Origin of the sequence: Ancylobacter dichloromethanicus (assembly GCF_018390645.1) — a bacterium.
GTDB classification, from domain to species: Bacteria; Pseudomonadota; Alphaproteobacteria; order Rhizobiales; family Xanthobacteraceae; genus Ancylobacter; species Ancylobacter dichloromethanicus.
In genome coordinates, this window is record NZ_JAHBGC010000020.1 from 594,094 (window position 1) to 613,691 (window position 19,598).

General features: G+C 68.8%; 23 protein-coding genes. 4 read left to right on the forward strand and 19 right to left on the reverse strand.

Annotated elements, in window-relative coordinates; genetic code table 11:
- Positions 1-135 precede the first annotated feature (135 nt).
- From dmeF to gvpA, 18 genes are all read right to left on the reverse strand, one after another.
- Positions 136-1,167 carry a CDF family Co(II)/Ni(II) efflux transporter DmeF gene (gene dmeF, locus KHC23_RS11500; protein ID WP_213372569.1) on the reverse strand — a complete coding sequence of 344 codons (1,032 nt, stop codon included), beginning with the start codon at positions 1,165-1,167 and terminating at the stop codon, positions 136-138.
- Between the two features lie 13 nt (positions 1,168-1,180).
- Positions 1,181-1,456, reverse strand: coding sequence for a metal/formaldehyde-sensitive transcriptional repressor (locus tag KHC23_RS11505; protein WP_213372571.1), 276 nt, complete (start codon positions 1,454-1,456; stop codon positions 1,181-1,183).
- A 107-nt stretch (positions 1,457-1,563) separates the two neighbouring features.
- A complete protein-coding gene (locus KHC23_RS11510) occupies positions 1,564-1,869 on the reverse strand; it encodes a gas vesicle protein K (protein ID WP_213372573.1) in 306 nt (101 codons plus the stop codon).
- Entirely contained in the window at positions 1,866-2,561 is a 696-nt protein-coding gene (locus KHC23_RS11515) for a GvpL/GvpF family gas vesicle protein (protein ID WP_213372575.1), read from the reverse strand. The genes KHC23_RS11510 and KHC23_RS11515 overlap by 4 nt, the downstream gene beginning before the upstream one ends.
- 9 nt (positions 2,562-2,570) lie before the next feature.
- A complete protein-coding gene (locus tag KHC23_RS11520) occupies positions 2,571-2,807 on the reverse strand; it encodes a gas vesicle protein (protein WP_246544512.1) in 237 nt (78 codons plus the stop codon).
- On the reverse strand, positions 2,800-3,567 hold the full coding sequence (locus KHC23_RS11525; RefSeq protein WP_213372577.1) for a GvpL/GvpF family gas vesicle protein: 768 nt from the start codon (positions 3,565-3,567) through the stop codon (positions 2,800-2,802). Before KHC23_RS11525 ends, KHC23_RS11520 begins: the two co-directional genes overlap by 8 nt.
- 185 nt (positions 3,568-3,752) lie before the next feature.
- A complete protein-coding gene (locus KHC23_RS11530) occupies positions 3,753-4,757 on the reverse strand; it encodes a GvpL/GvpF family gas vesicle protein (protein WP_213372579.1) in 1,005 nt (334 codons plus the stop codon).
- Positions 4,754-6,910 carry a CDC48 family AAA ATPase gene (locus KHC23_RS11535; RefSeq protein ID WP_246544513.1) on the reverse strand — a complete coding sequence of 719 codons (2,157 nt, stop codon included), beginning with the start codon at positions 6,908-6,910 and terminating at the stop codon, positions 4,754-4,756. Before KHC23_RS11535 ends, KHC23_RS11530 begins: the two co-directional genes overlap by 4 nt.
- A complete protein-coding gene (locus KHC23_RS11540; RefSeq protein ID WP_246544514.1) occupies positions 6,900-7,262 on the reverse strand; it encodes a gas vesicle protein in 363 nt (120 codons plus the stop codon). The genes KHC23_RS11535 and KHC23_RS11540 overlap by 11 nt, the downstream gene beginning before the upstream one ends.
- 91 nt (positions 7,263-7,353) lie before the next feature.
- Positions 7,354-7,617 carry a gas vesicle protein GvpO gene (locus tag KHC23_RS11545; RefSeq protein ID WP_213372581.1) on the reverse strand — a complete coding sequence of 88 codons (264 nt, stop codon included), beginning with the start codon at positions 7,615-7,617 and terminating at the stop codon, positions 7,354-7,356.
- A gap of 99 nt (positions 7,618-7,716) precedes the next feature.
- Entirely contained in the window at positions 7,717-7,968 is a 252-nt protein-coding gene (locus KHC23_RS11550; RefSeq protein WP_213372583.1) for a gas vesicle protein GvpG, read from the reverse strand.
- Between the two features lie 7 nt (positions 7,969-7,975).
- A complete protein-coding gene (locus tag KHC23_RS11555; protein WP_213372585.1) occupies positions 7,976-8,782 on the reverse strand; it encodes a GvpL/GvpF family gas vesicle protein in 807 nt (268 codons plus the stop codon).
- Positions 8,779-9,792, reverse strand: coding sequence for a hypothetical protein (locus tag KHC23_RS11560; protein WP_213372587.1), 1,014 nt, complete (start codon positions 9,790-9,792; stop codon positions 8,779-8,781). The genes KHC23_RS11555 and KHC23_RS11560 overlap by 4 nt, the downstream gene beginning before the upstream one ends.
- 4 nt (positions 9,793-9,796) lie before the next feature.
- Positions 9,797-10,369, reverse strand: coding sequence for an Hsp20/alpha crystallin family protein (locus KHC23_RS11565; RefSeq protein ID WP_213372589.1), 573 nt, complete (start codon positions 10,367-10,369; stop codon positions 9,797-9,799).
- A 31-nt stretch (positions 10,370-10,400) separates the two neighbouring features.
- On the reverse strand, positions 10,401-10,757 hold the full coding sequence (locus tag KHC23_RS11570) for a hypothetical protein (protein WP_213372591.1): 357 nt from the start codon (positions 10,755-10,757) through the stop codon (positions 10,401-10,403).
- A 5-nt stretch (positions 10,758-10,762) separates the two neighbouring features.
- The gene (gene gvpN, locus KHC23_RS11575) at positions 10,763-11,827 is read right to left on the reverse strand and encodes a gas vesicle protein GvpN (protein ID WP_213372593.1); all 1,065 of its coding nucleotides are present in this window, start codon (positions 11,825-11,827) and stop codon (positions 10,763-10,765) included.
- A 112-nt stretch (positions 11,828-11,939) separates the two neighbouring features.
- The gene (locus tag KHC23_RS11580; protein WP_213372594.1) at positions 11,940-12,752 is read right to left on the reverse strand and encodes a hypothetical protein; all 813 of its coding nucleotides are present in this window, start codon (positions 12,750-12,752) and stop codon (positions 11,940-11,942) included.
- A gap of 247 nt (positions 12,753-12,999) precedes the next feature.
- On the reverse strand, positions 13,000-13,212 hold the full coding sequence (gene gvpA, locus KHC23_RS11585) for a gas vesicle structural protein GvpA (RefSeq protein ID WP_213372596.1): 213 nt from the start codon (positions 13,210-13,212) through the stop codon (positions 13,000-13,002).
- A gap of 673 nt (positions 13,213-13,885) precedes the next feature.
- On the opposite strand from gvpA, the gene KHC23_RS11590 reads away from it, so the two are divergent.
- Both KHC23_RS11590 and KHC23_RS11595 read left to right on the forward strand, forming a co-directional pair.
- A complete protein-coding gene (locus KHC23_RS11590) occupies positions 13,886-14,944 on the forward strand; it encodes a sensor histidine kinase (protein WP_271188621.1) in 1,059 nt (352 codons plus the stop codon).
- Positions 14,937-15,632: a response regulator transcription factor gene (locus KHC23_RS11595; protein WP_213372600.1), complete on the forward strand. Its 696-nt coding sequence runs from the start codon at positions 14,937-14,939 to the stop codon at positions 15,630-15,632. The genes KHC23_RS11590 and KHC23_RS11595 overlap by 8 nt, the downstream gene beginning before the upstream one ends.
- A 341-nt stretch (positions 15,633-15,973) precedes the next feature.
- On the opposite strand, the gene KHC23_RS11600 is transcribed toward KHC23_RS11595, so the two are convergent.
- Complete coding sequence (locus KHC23_RS11600) at positions 15,974-16,843, reverse strand: LysR substrate-binding domain-containing protein (RefSeq protein ID WP_213372602.1); 870 nt, start codon at positions 16,841-16,843, stop codon at positions 15,974-15,976.
- 155 nt (positions 16,844-16,998) lie between these two features.
- Between KHC23_RS11600 and KHC23_RS11605 the strand changes: the two genes are divergently transcribed.
- Positions 16,999-18,204: a 2-aminoethylphosphonate--pyruvate transaminase gene (locus KHC23_RS11605; RefSeq protein ID WP_213372604.1), complete on the forward strand. Its 1,206-nt coding sequence runs from the start codon at positions 16,999-17,001 to the stop codon at positions 18,202-18,204.
- Between the two features lie 8 nt (positions 18,205-18,212).
- Complete coding sequence (gene pbfA, locus KHC23_RS11610; RefSeq protein ID WP_213372606.1) at positions 18,213-19,574, forward strand: (R)-1-hydroxy-2-aminoethylphosphonate ammonia-lyase; 1,362 nt, start codon at positions 18,213-18,215, stop codon at positions 19,572-19,574.
- Positions 19,575-19,598: the final 24 nt, after the last annotated feature.

Consider the following 19,598-nt stretch of genomic DNA (forward strand, 5'->3'; position numbering starts at 1 on the left):
TTCGGCCGCACGGGCCCGCTGAGGCCCTCCAATAGTGCCGGCATGGTTTCCAGACCGTTAGCCCGGCACGCCGTCGCGGAGCTGTGATCGCGCGGCGCGGTCGTCTCGCCCCCGGTGCCGCCCGCCGAATCCCGCTCAGGCGAGGTGCCGGCACTCCACCGTCAGGTGCTTGAGTTCATGCACGGGCGCCAGTCTTGCCCGGATGGCTTCGGCATCAAGCCCCGGAGGACCGACGATGCTGACGATCGCGGCGAGGGCATCCGGGCCGACGCGCCAGACGTGAAGGTCGGCGATCCGGACGTCGCCGGGACCCTCGACGGCGTCCGCCACCTCTTCGGCGATGCGCGGATCGGTCCGATCGAGCAGCACCGACGCGGTGTCGCGCATCAGGCTCCAGGCCCAGCGGGCGATGACAATGCCCCCGACGATACCCATCGCCGGGTCCAGCCACACCCAGCCAAGCATGCCGCCGGCGATGAGCGCGACGATGGCGAGCACGGAGGTCAGGGCGTCCGCCAGCACGTGCAGATAGGCGCCGCGCAGATTGTTGTCCGGGCCGTGAACCGGGCGCGGCTGGCCGTGCCGGTGGGGCTCATGCGCGCGGGGCTCATGCACGTGGCCCGCATGTGCGTGCACCTCGTGGTCATGACCCGCATGGGTATGATCCTTGTGGCCATGGACCTGATGATGAGCGTGCCCGTGCGCGTGCCCGCCACCCAGCAGCAAGGCGCTGACGAGGTTGACCACCAGGCCGATGACGGCGATCAGCGTGGCGTCGCCGAACGCGACCTCGACCGGGTCGTAGAGGCGCAGGACCGATTCGAAGGCCATCACCGCAGCGACGATGGCGAGGATGGCCGCGGAGGCGAAGCCGGCGAGGTCGCCGACCTTGCCGGTGCCGAAGCTGAACCGTGCATCGCGGGCGTGCCTGCGGGCATAGGCGTAGGCGATGGCGGCGATGCCGAGGGCGCCGGCATGGGTCGCCATGTGGAAGCCGTCGGCCAGAAGCGCCATCGAGCCGGTGTAGAAGCCGGCGCCGACCTCGCCGACCATCATCACCGCGGTCAACGCCACCACGAGGCGGGTACGCCGGGCGCTCTCGTCATGGGTCGCGCTGAGGAACACATGCGGGTGCGTGAAGGGTTGCGTATCCGGCAGCTGGTTCATGATCGGCCCCTATCTATTTCGCGTAGCGGCGTATGGCATCCATGAGGTCCCGCGCGCCGGCGGCCCGCGCCTCGGGCGAGAGGTCGGGATCAGCGACATGCGAATGAAGATGTTCCTCGACGATCTTCTCCATCAGGCCGCTGACGGCGCCCTTGGTGGCGGCGACGAGGTGAAGGAGGGTCGTGCAGTCGGTGCCGCCGGCCAGCCCGCGTTCGATGGCGGCCACCTGCCCGGCGATGCGCTGGACGCGGGCGAGAAGGGCAGGGTTGGGTGTGGTGAGATGTGACATAGGATAGGGGGGTACCCTATTTAGGGCACGGGCGCAATGAGCCTCTCGCGCGGCGGCGCGGGGCATCCGGGTTCGTCCGGTAGCGGTGAATGCTGCGGCGGGGGCGCCTACAGGCCTTCCAGCGGAATGTGCAGCTTCAAGGTGAGGTCGGCTTCCTCGAGATCGAAATGCTGCCGCAGCTCGGTCATCTTCTCCTCCAGCCGCAGCAGGGCGAGCCCGAGGCGCTCGATCTCCTCCTCGCTCAGCGTGCCCCCCTCCACCCGGCGGATCGCCTGCCGCTCGACCACCTGCCGCACGGTCTCCACGAGCATGAGGACCAGCTTGACCAGGCCCTGCTCTACCTTCTCGGGATCGATGTCGATGCGGCCCCGGAGCGCCGTTTCCAGCGTTTCGGGCGTGCACTCCGTGGTCATTCGCTGCCTCCGGACAGATCGGGATCGGAGAAGGAATAGGGCGGCCAGGGGCCGGTCACCGTGACGCCCAGGTCGGGCCGCAGCCGCTGCAGGACGGCCACGTCATCGAGGAAGGACGAGGCGTTCTGCCGGCGCACGAGGAACGAGGCCCGCAGGTCCGGTTGCGACGGCGAACAAGCCCAGAGGAGTTGCTCCGCCGCGTGCGCAGCGAGGCCCTCATGGGGAAACGTCTCCGTCGAGGCGGGCCAGCCCCGCTCCCGCCGCGCGAGGGTGCGCAGATGTGTGGCGCCGGGGCCGCTGCCAGTAGAGATGGAGACCGGGTCGAGAGCCGGATCCGCCATTTCGGGCAGGCCCGCCACCCTAAGGGCGAATTCCACGCAATGGCGCACCCGTTCGAGCTGGGCGCACAGCGCATCGTGGTGGCGCGCCAGCAGGCGCTGGCAGGCGCCGGCATCCTCCACCACGGTCCCGAAGCGCAGCGGCAGCACGGGTCTTCCTTCCATGAGCGCGGCCACCACCTCCTGGTGGCGCCAGATCTGCGACGGCTCGGGCGAAATCGTCGTGTCCGCCGTCTCGGTGGCGGCGCAGGCGAGGTCGCGCGACGTTACGAACAGTGGTGCTACACCCCCGATGCCGGCGGGGAGCGGCTTCGTCGGGGGCGGCAATTCCAGTATGGCGTAGAGGTAAAGCATGGCGTCGACCTAGCCGGCGTGATGGTTCCGCCCGTCCGGCGGGGCCGAGGCGGCCTCGCGCATCCGGTTGACGGTATCGGTGGAGGTCAGAAGTATCTTGAGGCCGAGATAGACGAGATCGATTCCGGCCACCGAAATGGTCGCCTCGCCCCACAGCACGAGGCCCTTGTGGAGCACGCGGTCGAGGAGATCGGCCACGGCGATCTCGCCGGAGGTGCGCGAGGGGATGGGGGGAGGCTCAGACAAGGCCCGCTCCTGCGAAATTATACGCGCCCCAGGGGCCGGTGAGCACGTAGCGCGCCCCTGCGGCGGCGTAGGTGCGCTCCAGATCGGACAGGCAGGCCCGCCAGGCGGTCTCGTCCGCCGTCGCGACCAGATAGGCTGCGTTGAGCGCCATGACGGCAGGCTGGCGGTGCAGTTCCGGCGGCTGGACCGGGTTGGCAACCGCCGCGCGGGCATGGCTGGCAAGGCGGCGGTGGCTGGTGGCCACACAGAGATCGAGGGCGGCATCGGCCGCAAGCCGGGCCTGCTGCTCCTCGCGCTTACGCCGGAAGAAGGCCGCCCCCGCGCCGGCGCCGACGGTCTCGGGAAGTCGGGCCACCGGGGCCGGTGTCTCGAAGAACAGCTTGACGCCCCATTCCCGCGCGCCGCGCAGACGGTCGACGGCCCGTTCCAAGGCTTCCCTATGGCCGGCGATCGCCGCCGACAGGGCCGGCTCTCCCGAGAACAGGGTGCAGAATTTCAACGGCAGCACGGTCGCCGCGGGGAGCAGCGCGGAGACCACGCGCTGATGGGCCAGCACGCAGGCGCGGGTCCATGGCGCATCCTCCAACCGGCCCGGCAGCGTCGCGGCGCCGAAGACCGTGTCCGGCACCGGGCTCGCCACCGCGGCGAGCGTCCCCCAGCGGAAGCGACGCACCGGCACGTCGGGAAGAATGCCTTCCTCCGGCAGAAGGTCGTCGCTGTCGGCGATGTGGTCGGCCGTGACGGCGTAGACATACAGCATGCTCAACTCCCGCTTTCGCCGCAGCGAAAGCCTGTTTCCCCCGCGGTGGCGCCGTCCGTCCGTTTGTGCGCAGGGTTGGCGCTCCCCGCTAACGAACCGGCCACCCCACCAGGCCGCTCCCGGCGGCTCTTCTTCATGCTTCGAGCGCCAAGGTCGCGAACCGTCGCGCCCGGACGACGAGGCGATCAGTCCAGCGACGCCTCCTGCCGGCGCAGAGAGACCGGCACGTGCTCCGCCTCGAGTACCCGATAAGCGTCCGAGAGCACGACGAAGCGCGCCACTTCGCGGGTTTCTTCCCGGACCGGCGTGGAATTGAAGGGCTCGCCCGAAGCGGCGAGATCGGGATGGCTCTCGCGTGCCGCCCGGCGATAGGCGGCCTTGACCGCCTCCAGGCTGGCGCCCGGCTCCACCCCCAGTTCGGCGCGGGCGCGGCGAACCGCTTCCGCGGGGGCCAGATGGACCTGGACCGAGGCGAAGCTGTAGGGCGGCAGGGGGCCGACGAGCCGAAAGGTCAGCTCACCGCCGAATTCGGCGTCGAGCGCATTCAGCAGCTCGAGCAGGGCATCGTCCGCCCCCCGCTCGACCAGCAGCGCGAGGTTCAGCACGCCGTCCGGTTCCGTCGGCTCGGAAACGATGAGATCGTCGCTAGCGGCCCGCAGGCGCGCGACCAGCCGGCTCTTCACCTTCTGCCGCTCTTCCGCCACCGATACCGCGAGCAGAGTCCCGAGCGCCCGCCGCGCCGGCTCGTCGCCGTTCCTGGCGGCCTGGCGCAGCTCCGTGGCGACGCCGCCGAGAAGTCGCGCCACCACCCCGTCGAGATGCCAGCGCACCGACAGCTCCATTTCCACCCGGTCCCCGACGATGTCGAGCGCCTCGTGCAGCACCCCGGCGCCGCCCTCCAGCAGGCGACGGACGCGACCCTCCTCCGCCACCACCGTGCCTAGCGCCACCGGCAGAACCGGGGCGCAGGCGAGCAGCCGCTCCATCACTTTCTGGCTGGACAGCAGCCATGGCAGCAGCGCCTCGCGCTCCCGTCCCTTGAGGCCTCCTTCCGGCGCCGCGCCGACGACCGCGGCGAGCGGCCCGGCGGTGATGGACCGCAGGCCGGGAGGCAGCCCGTCGCCCCCCGTCAGGACGGCGGCGTCGAACCGGTCGGCCGGCACCACGGCGAAGACGAGAAGGGCGGTCATGTGGTGCGTTCCCTCTTCATGGCGGCCAATGCCTGCTCGAAATGGCGTGGCATCACCCGCAGCACGGCGCCGGCCTCGCCGTCCGCCGTCGGGTTGCGCTCCGGCACGTCGCGCTCCACCACGTCGCGGATGGCGGCGACGCCAGCATGGCGGCACAGCGCCTCGATGTCGGCGCCCACCATGCCGGCGGTCGCCTCGGCCAGCGCGACCAGGTCGACATCGGGGGCCAGCGGCATCTTGCCGGCATGAACGTCGAGAATGGCCTGCCGGCCCGGAATGTCCGGCGCGTGGAACTCCACCAGAAAGTCGAAGCGGCCGGGCCGCAGCAGAGCGGCGTCGATCTGGTCCAGCCGGTTGGTGGCGGCCACCACGGTGACGCCGCGCAGATCCTCGATGCCGTCGATCTCGGTAAGGAGCTGGGCCACCACCCGGTCGGTGAGCGCGCCGCCGGTGCCGCCGCGATTGGGCGTGAGGGTGTCGATCTCGTCGAAGAAGACGATGCAGGGCGCGGTCTGGCGCGCCTTGCGGAACACCTCGCGCACGCCGCGCTCGGACTCGCCCGCCCACATCGACAAGAGCTGCGGGCCCTTGACGGCGATGAAATTGGCACCGCTTTCCCCGGCCAGCGCCTTGGCCAGCAGCGTCTTGCCGGTGCCGGGCTGGCCATAGAACAGGATGCCCTTGGGCGGCTGGATGCCGGCGGCCGCGTAGAGGGCGGCGTGGCGGGTCGGCCATTCCACCGCTTCCACCAGCAGCCGCTTGATGTCGTCGAGCCCGCCGACATCGGCCCACCGCTTGTGGGAGGCCTGGGTGACGATCTCGCGCAGTGCGCTCGGCTGGGTGCCGGCCTGGGCGGCGACGAAATCCTCGGCGGTGACGACGAGGGCGGCCAGCTTTTCCTCGGAGACGCGGCCGTCCTCGAAGCTGATGTCGGGGATCAGCCGCCGCAGCGCGCTCATCGCGGCCTCGCGGCAGAGCGCCGCGAGGTCCGCCCCGACGAAGCCGGGGGTGCGGAAGGCCAGCCGGGACAGGTCGACATCGGCGGCCAGCGGCATGCCGCGCGTGTGGATTTCGAGGATTTCGCGCCGCCCGTTCTCGTCGGGCACCCCGACGATGATCTCGCGGTCGAACCGGCCCGGCCGGCGCAGGGCGGGGTCGATGGCGTTGGGAATGTTGGTGGCGGCAATGACGATGACCTGCCCGCGCGACTGCAGCCCGTCCATCAGCCCGAGGAGTTGGGCCACCACCCGGCGCTCCACCTGCCGGTCGCCGCTCATCTCCTCGCGCTTGGGGGCGATGGCGTCGAGTTCGTCGATGAAGACGATGGAGGGGGCGTTCTTCTCCGCGTCGTCGAACAGGCGGCGCAACTGCGCCTCGCTCGCCCCGTACATCTTGTCGATGATCTCGGGGCCGTTGACGTGGATGAAGTGCACATTGGCCTCGCGCGCCACGGCGCGGGCGATCAGCGTCTTGCCGGTGCCGGGCGGGCCGCACAGCAGCACCCCCTTGGGGGATTCGATGCCGAGATGCTGGAACACTTCCGGATGCTTCAGCGGCAGCTCGATCATCTCGCGGATGCGCCGCACCTCATGGCCGAGCCCGCCGACATCCTCATAGGTGACGGCATTGCCCTCGGCCGTGCCGTCGAGGCAGCGCAGATGGGTCTCCGGCCCGATCATCACCGGCCCCGGCGGGTCGGAACTCTCCACCGTGAACTCGCGGGTCTGGGCGCCCACCAGCGTGGTGCGCACGCGGTCGCCGGCAAGCATGGGGATGCCGTCCAGCAGCCGCGCCAGGGTGCGCGAATCCGGCGCGCGAACCCGCGCACCCACCTGCGCCAGAGTGACGGCGCGCGCCCGCGCCACCGTCGCGGGGTGCAGCGTCACCGGTTCGTCGAGGCTGGCGCCGGCATTGACGCGGGCGAGGCCGTCCATCTGCACCAGGCTCTGCCGGCGCATGCCGGCATGAGCGGGCATCACCCGCGCCACGGTGGAGCGGCGGCCGACGATGGACACCACGTCGCCCACCTCCACGCCGAGCCGCAGCATGTCGTCCGGGTCGAGCCGGATCAGGCCGCGGCCGACATCCCGCGTGGGCGCTTCGCAGACGCGGAAGGTGAAGGGGGCGGGCTCGGCCGCGATTTCATCGCTCATGACGGGCCTCCCCATTCGCGGCGGGCGCGTCGTCGGCCGCCTGCGCCGCCAGCGCGTCCGGGGCGACGGCGGCTTCCAGCCGGTCGAGCCGCTCGCGCAGCATCCGGTTCTCCTCGGCCAGTTCCCGGGCGTGGGAATTGAGGTGGGGGTCGCTCTGCCACCAGTTGATGCCCATCGACATGGCCCGGTCGACGGACGCCACCACCAGCCGCAGGCGGATGTTCAGAAGTTCCACCTCCACCAGCGAGATGGTGATGTCGCCGGCGATCACGATGCCCTTGTCCAGCACGCGCTCAAGGATGTCCGCCAACCCCACCGCCTGCAGGGAATGCTCCATCCGCTGTTCGCTCATCTCGGTCCACTCCCTCTCCGCGCGCCGTTGCGACGCGTGGCCTTTCCCGTCATGCGTGCCGCGCGGGCGAGGCGCGTCGCGCCCCGGCCGATCACGGGGCGTCTTCCATCACCTGGTCGCGCAGATAGCGCCGCGAGCGGTGATAGCCGGTCACGTTGCCGTCCTTGTCGAGGGTGATGCGGTACGCCGCCAGAAGGTCGGTCGAGGAGGGGATGCGCTTGAGTTCCAGCAGGTTGACGGTCATCTCCCAGCCGAGTTCGGTGGCGTTGAATTCCGAGACGCTGTCGGCGGCGAAGCCGGTCAGTTCCTGCACCTGCGTCTTCACGTTGCGGATCAGTTCCAGTGTCGTCGCCATGCCTTGCCTCCTGGCTCCGCGCGGGCTGGCCGCGGGGCCTGACCATATGTCTGGGATCGGCCGGGCGGGAGCCGGGGCTCCGCTCGGCGGCCTGTTTCGCTAGAGGCCGCTGCGCATCCGTTCGCGGGCGATCTTCAGGCGCTCCAGCAGGAGCTCCTCCTGCTTGTCGTATTCGTCCTCGCCGATCTCGCCAGCCTCGAGCTGCTGCTCCAGGCTGAGCAACGCGGCGCGGATGACGTCCTCGTCATAGAGGGTGCGCTCGGCCTGCTCGGCGATGATGCGGGCCAGCCACAGCACCCCCTTCAGGGGCCCCACGGCCGGCGCGAACACCACATCGGTCAGAATGCCCATGATCCGGCTACCAGTGGATGGTGATGGTGACGAAGTTGTAGGGCGGCACCGGCCCGACATATTTGAAGCTGAGCCGTGCGCCCCATTCCTCGTCCATGGCGCGGATGCTGGCATCGAGCTGGGCTTCGAGCGCGGTGTCCACCAGGAAGGCGGCGTTGATTACCATGCGGTCGCCGATGACCTTGTTGAGCCGGCTCTTGTGGACGAAGGCCCGGACCCGGTCGAGCACGCGCTGCTCGTCCTCCCGGCGCTTGCGTTCCAGCGCCTGGCCGATCTGCTCGCCGAGCTGGATGCGCTCGTAATGGCTCTTGTCCGGGGAGCGGCCGACCAGTGAATCGCGCAATTTGCGGATGCCCGGATTCTCGGCCAGCACCTCCTCGAACACCACCTCTTCCCGCCACGACGCCTTCAGCCCCAGTTCCGCCCGGCCGCGCATCTGCTCAAGCAGCCCGAGGAGTTCGTCGCGACGCTCGTGCAGGATCTTCTCCGTGATCACCGCGGCGTCGGACCCCACCGTGCCGAAGCACACCGGCAGCAGCGTGTGACGGGCCATCACCTGCTCCAGCACACGGGTGTGGGCGAGCATGTTGCGGCGGCTGTTGTCGTATTCGATCCGCGGCGAATTGCTCACTACGGCCGCGAGACGGCCCAGCGTGATCGTGTGCACCTCGTCGCCGCGCCCGCCGATGGCCGGCACATCGAAGGTCGCCGGCGCCGGGGCGTCGATGATGCCGTAGAGATATTTGCCGTCGGCCAGTGCCACCGCCTCGGTGGTGCGGGCTCGGTTCACGGGGGCGGACAGGGTGGCGCTCATGACGGGCCTTCTGCTTTGGGCGCGATGGGGGCGAGGCGCAAGGAGAGCGGCGCGCCACCGGCGGAGAGGAAAGCGGACAGGCGCAGGAGGATGTCCGCGCACCAGCCGGCGATCGCCTCTCCGCTCCATTCCGGTTGGAGGCGGAGGAAGCGCTCGCTGAGGTCGCGGTACATGTCCGTGACCTCCGGCGCCATGCGGGACATCAGGTCGTCCAGCAGCAACTCCTCCAGATCCGCCATTTCGGCGGTGAGGCCGGACTGGACGAAGGGGACCAGTTCCAGCGCGAAGGGCAGGCTGATCTGGGCATCGGCCAGCCGCAGCAGCGGGCGCAATTGCTCGGATGGCAATGTGCCGGCGGCGACCGCCGCCGCCGCCCGACGCTCCAGTTCGAGGCGCTGCGGCAGATTGTTCACCGCCTGGCGCAGGGTGAGCCGGTCGAGGTGCCGCAGCGCGTCGTCAAAGCCATGGACAAGGCAGAAGCGGTTGGCGAGTAGCTCGGTCACCGCGCCGGTGGACAAGGTCCGCCCCAGCTGCGCGGCGAGCGGGGCAAGGGTGGCGGGACCCTCGGCCTCCACCGTCAGCGTGCGGGCGGCGGTGGTCGCCGGCGCCTCGGAGAGGGGATGGGCATGCTCATGGGCGAGCAGGCCCTCGGCGGCGAGGCTGTCGCCCCAATAGCCTTCCGCCGTCATGATGTGGCGGTTGACGAAGACGAAGCACTCGGTGGCGTGGCGCGGGTCGTAGAGATTGACCATGGGGCGCTGCGGCAGGCGCACCAGGTCGTCGGCCACCAGGCGGTGCGTCCGGGCAAGCTGGCCGACCAGCGGCGCCAGGTCGTCGAGCACGAACAGCGTCACCGTCTCGTGCCGCCAGAGGCCCTGGTCGACCAATCGGCGCACCACGCGCTCCTCCGCCTGCACGATGGCGGAAATGTCGGCGGCGCAGTCGGTGACGACCCGGACCCGGGCTTCGCCGACGGTGAAGGCGCCGATCCCCTCCGCCATCCCGCTCATGGCGTCAGACCTTTCGCAGCTTGGCCTGAAGGATGCCATTGCGGTGGCTGCGCTCCAGCGAGGCGGGGTCGACGGGGCCGGGCAGGGTGATGGTCTTGGCGTAGAGGTGGCGGCCGGTGGTGGAGAGCGAGAGCCGGTTGCCGTCCAGCGCGAGCGAAATCTCGTTCTCCGCCACGCCGGGGATCTCGGCGGTGACGATGATCTCGTCGGCCTCGTCGAACACATCCACCAGCGGCTCGCGCACGTCCTCCACCACCGGGCCCTTGGCGGTGGGGGTGACATTGCCGAAGCGCCGGACCTGGGGAACCCCGCCAATGCCGGTGCGCAGGCTGAAGCCGTAGACGCCGCGCGCCTGATCGCCGAGCCCCTTCACCCTGAACTCGCCTTCGCGCTGGACGTCCTCTGCCTTCTCGACCAGCGTGCCCAGCATTTCCACCAGGCCGCCGAGACCGCGGAACGCCGCCCCGAGATCGGCCAGCGCCTCGGTCTTGGGATCGGCGTCCGGCCTGGCGTTTGGCTTGGCGCCCGCCTTCTTGTGCGGGCCCTCGTCCTGATCCTTGTCGTCCTTGCCGGTCATGTAGCCACTCCCCTTCTCAGAGCTGAGTTGCCTAATATTCGATGAGTGCGTGTGCGTGCGCCGCCACCGGCTCGGGGGCCGCTTCCTGGCGCACTCGCCGACGCCGGGGCGGCGATCCCGCCGACGGTGGGGAGGGCGGCGCGTCGAGCAGCATGACCCGCATCGCCGAAAGCTCCTCGTCGACCTTGGCCAGCATCCGCTCCGCCTCGGCCTGGCGGGCGCTCCAGGCCTCCAACTCGCGCAGGAGGCGGCTGCGCTCGTTCTCCAGCCGCGCGAAACGGCTCACCGCCTGGGTGCGGTTGGAAGGCGCGGCGTGGGTAAGCCGGGTCTGCACCGTGGCAACATCGCGCAGCCCTCGCGTGCGCGCCGTCTTCTTGTCGGAGCCCATAGCGGTCAGCCCTCCCGGAGGATGCGCGGATGCGGGCTGGCGCGGCGTGCGCGCGGCTTCGCCAGCGACGGGCAGTGGATCTCGATGAGGGCCAGCAGCGCGGCGCGGCGCGTCTCGCGGTCGGTCTCCTCCGCCCGCTGGCCGGAGAAGATGCGCGATTCCAGCGCGTCCGAGCACAACTGCACGAACCGGGGATCGTCGATGGAGATCTCGAAACCTTCCTGCGCCGCGACGCGGGCGATCATCAGGCTGGCGCGCAGCGTCGGCGTCTGCTGATAGTCGCCGGAGGCGCGGAAGGCGCGCACGAGATCGATGATCCGGGCGGCGCCGGCGTCGGCGAGGCCGGTGCGGGCGGCCGTGACCGCAAGTTCCATCGCCCGGTCGGGATAGTCGACGTCGATGGTGGCGAGCCGGTCGGCCAGGGCGTCCTGACTGGCATGGACGCCGGCATACTCCTGCGGGTTGCTGGTGAAGATGGCCCGGAATTCCGGATGCACCCGGATGTAGCACTCTTCCCGCGCCTGCGCCGGCAGGAACAGCATCTTCTCCTCGAACACGCCGAGCAGCACGTTGTGCGTCTCCGGCCGCGAGCGGGTGAATTCGTCGTAGACCAGGGTGAAGCCCTGGCGGCAGGCCGTCGTGAGGCGGTGGTCGGTCCAGTGCTGGTTGGCGGTCTCTTCCAGCTTGGTGACGTTGTGGATGAACTGATCCACTACCTTGCGGTAATGGTAGCCGCGCTGCGAGCCGACCAGATCGGCCGTGCCCAGCTCGTTGTCACCGGTGATCACGATCACCGGCCGGCCGAGCTGAGCGGCCACATGCAGGGCGAGCGTGGTCTTGCCGGTTCCGGCCGGGCCGCGGAAATGAAGCGGATAGCCGGCTTTTAGAAAGCCCAGACCGCGCCGGGTGAGGTCGCGGACCTGCTCGGTTTCGACGAAGCCGTTCCGCGGACGGGGCGTCAGCGCGGCCTGGCTGGAACGGCCGCCCACCTTGGGCGCGAAAGGCTGCGACGCGGCGCCGAACCCGGATGTTGCCGGCAGCGGTTCCCTGGATGCGGCCTCGGTGGTCATGCGGAAATTCCTCGTCGGTTGCCGAATTCACGATTGGCGCCTTGGGACGGGCGTCGGCGTGCTGACAACGCCGACGCCCGCAGGTTTCAGAGAGACGCGCCGGGTATGACGCTCACGCGGACTTTCCTGACGTGGACTTTTCACCCGACCCCTTGTCGCCGGCGCCTTTGGCGACGGTCGGCTTGTTGTCGACCGCGATGGGAGCGGCCACCTTGCCGGGCGCACCCTGGAGCGGCTCGGCCTTGGCGACCTCCGGCATGGCGGGTTCTACCTTGGCGGGACCGGCCGTCGGCGGCGCCACAACTTCCGGAACGGTGGCGTCGAGTGTGACCGTCTCGACCTTCAGCATTTCGGCCTTGGGCGCATCCTGCTTTGGCGCCTCGGGCGGGGCCTTCCCGGCGTTCGCGGCGGCCGGCGCCGAGCGGACGCGCCCGTGCCAGATGCCCGACGCCGCCTGCCGGTCGCCGGTCAGGGCGGCGAGAAAGGCGAGATTGCCGGTCGTCGACTCATGCACGGCGGCACTGAGGGCGTTGCGGTCCAACTGGCGCTGGCGAAGGTCCGCCGCTTCCGCCTTGCGGCGCATGGCGGACTGCGTGCCCATCCATTTGCGCGTGCTGCTCCGCAACGCCGCGAAGCCTTCTGACCGATCGTGATAGAGGCGGGCGGCTTGCTTGATGCGCGCCTTGCGGTAGCCATCAATGCGCTCATCGGCTTGGCCGAGCAGAATGGCAGTGCTGAGTTTGATGGTACGCAACGCCTCGCTGAGGCGGTGCTGCTGCTCCGAGGCCATCCGGCGTCGGGCGGCATGGGCGTCGCCCAAATGGCGAGTGGTATCCTTGCGGATGCCGCCAAGCGCCGCGTGACGGGCCTCGCGGGTTGAGGCCAGTGTCGCGACGGTGTGGGAAATCTGGCCGGCCAAAGACATGCTCCGATGCTCCTTGCCCCAAGATTGAATTGCTCTTGCCTTCGCTGGAGGCACGAAGGGCGCATCGGCCATCCAGCCGGGCATCCGATGGCGGGGTTACCGATCAGCCTGCGCGGCAAGCTGATCGGTCCTGGCATCGAAGCCCCGTGCGCAGGCACCAATGGTCCCTGCGGCAGTGTCGATCCCCGGTGAACACGAGCCTGGACGGGCTCGTCCGATCGGATCGCGAGACCCGATCGACTCACCTTCACGCGGTCTGGGCGCTCGCGGTGAGGCCAACGGCCTCAGCGTACTTCAGGTAGGTGTCGACGCCGGCGACGACGACGCGGGCCTCGACAGCCAGCAGCTCGATGCCGACCAGCGAAACGCGAACCCAAGCATCGACCACCACGCCCTTGTCGAGGATGCGATCCACGACTTCGGCGAGGCTGCTCGAGGCGTTGATCTTCTCTACGGCCATTTGAACCTCCTCAGAATGAAAGCTGGATAATTCCCGAATGTCACCGAACGAGCCCCGACTGAGCCTCCGACGGAGCCTTCGAGCGACGCAACAGTGCGATGGACGGGACCCGGAGCGAAAGGCGCGTGATTCCACCCTCCCGCCATGGAAACCCGGCCGGCTCCAGTGGATCATGGTACCAATAGGGGGGAGCCCTGATCCGAACGGGGGAAGCCCCGGGCGACCATGGGGCAACGGGCGGTTCGACGGCTCAAGACCCGCCTTTCGCCACATCAGCAAGTGGTATCATTCGGGGGCTGTGGTAGTATATTCAACTCCCGCGCGCCGGGAGCGCCAGCGCAAGGGCTGTGTTTCGTCCCAACATGGCGTGTGATTCACATCGTTCTTAAGTTACGAGACCAGCCAATGTCTCTTGATTGAAATATTCAGATGAATAATATCAGATCCCGCTGCGACTCCGGCAACGCAGTGCTATGACAATTTAGAATTGTTTAGCAATAAATGGCCTTGATGGCAACATTTTATTGGGATTTTTAAAATGAATTCATTTGTAATACTAAATAATTATCCAAATCGGGCGTTTGAATCTCCCGGAAGCCTTTCCGGGAAGCGATCGAAGCGGCGGCCGCCAGGCGACTATGTCGGTGTCGTCCTGGAGAAGTTCCCCGAGGGGGTGATCAGTTTCAGGCGCGGCATAGTGCGCTCGGCCAATCTCGCCTTTGCGCGGCTGTTCGGCGTCGCGCGGGCGCAGGTGGTTGGCTGCCCGCTGCGTGAACTCCTTACCCGGCTGTCCTTCGCTCCCGACGACATTTCCGCCCTGCTCACCACCCCGCCGAACCAGGGCGCGGATATGGACGTGGTGCGGATCGCCGGAGGCACGGCGTCGCAGGACCTGCGGGTTCGGCGGTTTTCGATCGACGGCGAAGGCGCGCGGGCGCTGGAGGCGCTGGCTTTCGTCGACGAGACCTCAAGGCGCGCCACCCAACGCTCGACCGAGGTGCTGGTGGAGGAACTGCTCCGCGCCGACCGGCAGGCGGCTCTCGGCGAGATGGCCATGGCGCTGGCACACGAGATCAACCAGCCGCTCGGCGCCATCGTCAATTTCGCCGGCGCTGCCCGCAGGTCGCTAATGGGGCGGGCCGTTCGCGTGGGCGAACTGGAAGAGGTGCTCATCAATATCGGCGCCGAAGCGGCACGGGCCGGGGATGTGATCAAGAGCCTGCGCTCATTCCTGAAGGGATCGCCGCAATCCTCCGCTGCGGCTTGCGTGAATGCCGCGGTGACGGTGGTGCTCGGCTTCGCCGGGCCCGCGATGCGGGAGCAGTCGGTCGACTTCAGACTGCAGCTCGCGGCCGATCTGCCGCCCGTGCAGGGCGACCAGATCATCCTTCAGCAGATCATCCTCAACCTCGTTACCAATGCCATCCAGGCGATGGGCGCGCAGCCGCTGGGTCAGCGCCATCTCGATATTCATACGCTGCGCGAAAGTGCGTCCAATGTGCGGGTAGATGTGCTCGACACCGGCATCGGCCTGCCCAAGGAACTCGGCGAGCGGATATTCGAGCCGTTCATCACCACCAAGGCGAATGGTTCGGGGCTCGGCCTGTCGATCGCCCGCACACTGGCCCAGCGATTGGGCGGGGCCATCGAGGCGGCGGCGCAGCCGGGCGAAGGTACGCGCTTCACCATTCGCCTGCCCTGTCGCGGCGAAGACGAGACGCCCGATGCGTGAGCCGGCGGTCTACATCGTCGACGACGACCCCGGGCTCAACGCCTCTCTGGCAGCCCTGTTTCGCTCGGTTGGCCTGAAGACGGAATTGTTCCAGCACCCGCAGCCTTTCCTTGAACTCGCCCATATCAGCCGCCCATCCTGCCTGCTGCTGGACGTCCGCCTGCCCGGAATCAATGGCATCGAGGTTCTGGAGCAGGTGGGCCGGATAGGCTGGACCATGCCAGTGGTCATGATCAGTGGCCATGCGGACGTGGTGATGGCGGTGCGGGCGCTACATGCTGGCGCGCGGGACTTCCTCGAAAAGCCGGTCAACGACACGGTGCTGCTGCAACTCGTGCAGCACTGGATCCGCTGGGATTCGCAGAATTACTCCTGCGAACTGATCTGCGACGACATTCGCGCCAAGCTCGCAATGCTGACAGAGCGTGAGCAGTCCGTGCTGCAGTGCATGCTGCGCGGCCAGCCCAACAAGGTCGCGGCGCATACGTTGAATCTCAGCGTCAAGGCGGTGGAGGGGCACCGTATCAACCTGCTGCACAAGATGGGCGTGCAGTCGCCCGTCGAACTGGTGCGAATGGTGGGTAGCTGCCCCAAGGCGACCCATAGTCCGATGCGCTGCTCGCGTGAACACGCGGCAGGCCGCAACGCGTCCTTACATGACTGCCCCCTCGCGCGCCGATCCCGGTAGGCGACGAGGCAGGGCGGAACCGGAGCACAGGGCATCTCCCCTACCGTGCCGTTCGCCAGGGGGGCGGCGCGCCTTGCCGGTCGTAGGCGGCGTGGGTCGACGACTTCGTTCGCCGGGCCGGCTTGAGACATCCACCAAGGAAATGACCATGCCATATGACGTCGCCATCATCGGGGGCGGCTATGCCGAATGGCCGCCGCCCTCCAGCTTCCGCGCGCGTCACCGCGCCCCGCTGCGCGCCAATCTCGCCCGATGTCCGGGCGGGGGCTCGATTGCTTCGCTCGCTGGCATTCGACCCCGGGGAGTGAGGAGGCACGCGCGGCATCCGCTTCGTCGGGGACTCAGGCGGGACGCAGGGCGCGGGCGAGGTCGAAGAACGCCCGTATGGTCTTCGCGTGGGCACGCTCGCTGAGGCAGATCAGCGCCTCCTCCATCAGCACCGGCTCGCCGGCGATCGGTATCTTGACCAGCCGCGGGTCGAGCCCGAACTCGGCCTCGGAGACGAAACCGATGCCGAGGCCGGCGGCGACGATTTCGCGCACCGCCTCGCGGCCCTCGGCCTCGATGGCGAAGGCAAGCGCGATCCCCGCCTTCGCCGCGCTCTCCTCCAGCCGCCGCCGGGTCTTTGAGCCGCCCTCACGGCCGACGAGGGGATGCCGGGCGAGTTCGGCGAGCGCGAGCGCCGGCGAACCGGCGAGCGGGTGGTCGCGCGCGACGAAGGCAGTGATCGGCGTGGAGTCAAGGCGGATGAGGTCGAACTCCCGACGAGGGTTCAGATCGCCGAGCACGCCGATATCGGCCTCGTAGTTCAGAAGGTTTTCGACCACGGTCTCGGTGTTGCCCGCGCGCAGCGACACCGTGACGCCGGGATATCTCTGCCGGAAGGCCTGGAGGACGTGGACGATGTGATGCGCCGCGTCCGCCACGATGCGCAACGTGCCGACGCGCAGCGCGCGCGATTCAGACAGCAGTTCCAGTGCCTGGTCCTCGGCATCGAACAGACGGCGGGTGACCGCCAGCAACCGTTCTCCCGCCGGAGTCAGCGCGATCTGCCGGCGGGTGCGGTCGAACAGCAGCACATCGTACTCGGCCTCAAGCCTGCGCACCTGGTCGGAGATGGCCGGCTGGGTGAGGAAGAGTTCGGCGGCCGCGCGCGAGAAGCCGCCGGAGATCGCGACATGATGAAAGGCCCGGAGCTGGACGTAGCGCACGATGTCATCCGCCGCCGGTCCGGCCGGGAGCGCCCCTGAGAATGCGAGCAGGCATATCGTACCAATTTATAGGTCGATATAAAATAACGATTTTTCAAATGGATAGTGACACGCCATTCTGGCGCCGTGCTGCGGGATCATTGGGAGGAAGCTCGATGCCGGATCGCCAGAACGACGAGGCCGCGACGGCGGCGTTCGCGCCCCCTCTGCTCGGGGAGCCTTATCTGCTCACACCTGGCCCGCTGACAACCGCGGCTGCGGTGAAGCAGGCGATGCTGCGCGACTGGGGATCGTGGGACGGGGATTTCCACGCGCTGACCGCCGAATTGCGGCGCCGGCTGCTGGCGATGATCGGCGATACCCAAGGCGAATTCGACTGCGTGCCGATGCAGGGCAGCGGTACATTCTGCGTCGAGGCCATGCTCGGCACGCTGGTGCCGCGCGAGGGCAAGGTGCTGGTGCTCGCCAACGGCGCCTATGGGCTGCGGGCGGCGCAGATCCTGCGCACGCTCGGCCGGGCCCATGCGGTGATCGACAAGGGTGATTACCTGCCGCCGCGCGGCGAGGAGGTGGGCGCCGCGCTCGACGCCGATCCCGCCATCACCCACGTGCTGGCGATCCACTGCGAGACCAGCTCCGGCATTCTCAACCCGGTGGCGGAGATTTCGCAGGCGGTCGAGGCGCGCGGCCGCAAGCTGCTGATCGATTCGATGAGTGCGTTCGGTGCCGTGCCGGCGGATGCGGGGACGCTGCGCTACGAGGCCATCGTGTCCTCCGCCAACAAGTGCATCGAGGGCGTGCCCGGCTTCGGCTTCGTCATCGCCCGCAAAAGTGCGCTGGAGGCCGCCAGGGGCAATTGCCATTCGCTGAGCCTCGACCTGCACGACCAGTGGACGGTGATGGAGAAGACCGGCCAGTGGCGCTTCACGCCGCCGACCCATGTGGTGGCGGCCTTCATCGAGGCGCTGCGTCTTCACGCGGCCGAGGGCGGCGTCGCCGCTCGCGGGGCCCGCTACGTGCAGAACCGCGACGTGCTGGTCGCCGGCATGCGCGCGGCCGGATTCGAGACGCTGCTCGCCGACCGCTGGCTGTCGCCGATCATCGTCACCTTCTTCTGCCCGGCCGACCCGAACTTCGCCTTTCCCCGTTTCTACGAGCTGATGAAGGCGAAGGGGTTCCTCATCTATCCCGGCAAGCTCACCGTGGCGGAGAGTTTTCGCGTCGGCTGCATCGGCCATCTCGACGCGACGGTGATGCGTGCGGTGGTCGCGGCGGCAAGGCAGTCGCTGGACGAGATGGGCGTCGCCAGCGCCGCGCCGGCACCGGATGTGCTGGGCGAACGCGCCGCGCTGGTCGCCTGAGGCACGCCATGTCCATCCCCTCCCTCCCGCTGGTTCACACCGAGGGCGAATCCAACACCTCGGCCGCCCGCGCTCAATGGGCAGCGCGCCAGCGGAACCGTGCCACCACGGAGCTGCTCAAGCGCGACGCCGATGCCTTCCTGCACCAGAGCCTTTCCAGCCCCTGCGTGTCGGCCATCGCCAGGGCCGAGGGCATCTGGATCGAGGATACGGAAGGCCGGCGCACCATGGATTTCCATGGCAACAGCGTGCATCACATCGGCTATGGCCACCCGCGCCTGAGGGCGGCGATCAAGGCGCAGATGGACGAACTGTGCTTCGCGCCGCGCCGTTTCACCTGCGCGCCGGCGGTGGAACTGGCGGAGACGCTGGGACGGCTGGCGCCGGGCAGGCTCGACAAGGTGCTGTTCACCACCGGTGGCTCGGATGCCGTCGAAGTGGCGCTGAAGCTGGCCCGCGCCGCCACCGGACGCTTCAAGACGCTGTCGTTCTGGGATGCGTTTCACGGTGCCGGCTTTGGCGCGGCGAGCGTCGGCGGCGAGGCGACCTTTCGCTCGGGCATAGCCGGCCCGCTGCTGCCCGGGGCCGAGCATGTCGCGCCCTGGGCCGGCCATGGCTGCGCCTATGGCCACCACAATCTGGAAGAGTCGGCGCGCGCCTGCGCTGCCATGATCGCCTATGTGCTCGGCCGCGAGGGCGACATCGCCGCCTTCATCGCCGAGCCGATGCGCGCCACCCCGCTGGTGCCGGCGCCGGGCTTCTGGAAGGCGGTGCGCGCGGCCTGCGACCGCCATGGCACGCTGCTGATCTTCGACGAGATTCCCACCGGTCTCGGCAAGACCGGGCGCTTTTTCGCCAGCGCGCATGACGAGGTGACGCCCGACATGATCGTGCTCGGCAAGGCGCTGGGTGGCGGTATCCTGCCGATCGCGGCGGTGATCGCCCACCACGACCTCGATGTCGCCGGCGACTATGCCATCGGCCACTACACCCACGAGAAGAACCCGGTGACCGCCCGCGCGGCCCTGACCACGATTGCGATCATCCGCGAGGAAGGTCTCGCGGAACGCGCCGCCGAACTGGGCGAGCACGCGATGGGCCGCCTGCGCGAGGTGATGGCGCGCTCGCCTTACATCGGCGACGTCCGCGGGCGGGGGCTGCTGATGGGGATCGAGATGGTTCTGGACAAGGCGGAGCGGCAGCCGAACCGGCGGCTTGCCGAGGCGGTCTATTATCGCTGCCTTGAGGCCGGGCTGAGCTTCAAGGTCAGCCAGGGCAACGTGCTCACCCTTTCCCCGCCGCTGGTTATCGCGCGCGAGGATCTCGACCGGGCGCTCGACATCGTCGAGGCCGCCATCCTCGCCGGCTGACCGGCTCCGCTGTCCCCTTCCTTC

Coding starts and splice junctions, on each gene's coding strand:
- KHC23_RS11510 (WP_213372573.1), bottom strand. CDS start 1,869: ATGACCACGGAGTGCACGCCCGAAACGCTGGAAACGGCGCTCCGGGGC.
- KHC23_RS11570 (WP_213372591.1), bottom strand. CDS start 10,757: ATGGGCTCCGACAAGAAGACGGCGCGCACGCGAGGGCTGCGCGATGTT.
- KHC23_RS11595 (WP_213372600.1), top strand. CDS start 14,937: ATGCGTGAGCCGGCGGTCTACATCGTCGACGACGACCCCGGGCTCAAC.
- KHC23_RS11515 (WP_213372575.1), bottom strand. CDS start 2,561: ATGCTTTACCTCTACGCCATACTGGAATTGCCGCCCCCGACGAAGCCG.
- KHC23_RS11605 (WP_213372604.1), top strand. CDS start 16,999: ATGCCGGATCGCCAGAACGACGAGGCCGCGACGGCGGCGTTCGCGCCC.
- gvpA (WP_213372596.1), bottom strand. CDS start 13,212: ATGGCCGTAGAGAAGATCAACGCCTCGAGCAGCCTCGCCGAAGTCGTG.
- pbfA (WP_213372606.1), top strand. CDS start 18,213: ATGTCCATCCCCTCCCTCCCGCTGGTTCACACCGAGGGCGAATCCAAC.
- KHC23_RS11505 (WP_213372571.1), bottom strand. CDS start 1,456: ATGTCACATCTCACCACACCCAACCCTGCCCTTCTCGCCCGCGTCCAG.
- KHC23_RS11535 (WP_246544513.1), bottom strand. CDS start 6,910: ATGAGCGATGAAATCGCGGCCGAGCCCGCCCCCTTCACCTTCCGCGTC.
- KHC23_RS11540 (WP_246544514.1), bottom strand. CDS start 7,262: ATGAGCGAACAGCGGATGGAGCATTCCCTGCAGGCGGTGGGGTTGGCG.
- KHC23_RS11555 (WP_213372585.1), bottom strand. CDS start 8,782: ATGAGCGCCACCCTGTCCGCCCCCGTGAACCGAGCCCGCACCACCGAG.
- KHC23_RS11530 (WP_213372579.1), bottom strand. CDS start 4,757: ATGACCGCCCTTCTCGTCTTCGCCGTGGTGCCGGCCGACCGGTTCGAC.
- KHC23_RS11580 (WP_213372594.1), bottom strand. CDS start 12,752: ATGTCTTTGGCCGGCCAGATTTCCCACACCGTCGCGACACTGGCCTCA.
- KHC23_RS11525 (WP_213372577.1), bottom strand. CDS start 3,567: ATGCTGTATGTCTACGCCGTCACGGCCGACCACATCGCCGACAGCGAC.
- KHC23_RS11560 (WP_213372587.1), bottom strand. CDS start 9,792: ATGAGCGGGATGGCGGAGGGGATCGGCGCCTTCACCGTCGGCGAAGCC.
- gvpN (WP_213372593.1), bottom strand. CDS start 11,827: ATGACCACCGAGGCCGCATCCAGGGAACCGCTGCCGGCAACATCCGGG.
- KHC23_RS11550 (WP_213372583.1), bottom strand. CDS start 7,968: ATGGGCATTCTGACCGATGTGGTGTTCGCGCCGGCCGTGGGGCCCCTG.
- KHC23_RS11545 (WP_213372581.1), bottom strand. CDS start 7,617: ATGGCGACGACACTGGAACTGATCCGCAACGTGAAGACGCAGGTGCAG.
- dmeF (WP_213372569.1), bottom strand. CDS start 1,167: ATGAACCAGCTGCCGGATACGCAACCCTTCACGCACCCGCATGTGTTC.
- KHC23_RS11565 (WP_213372589.1), bottom strand. CDS start 10,369: ATGACCGGCAAGGACGACAAGGATCAGGACGAGGGCCCGCACAAGAAG.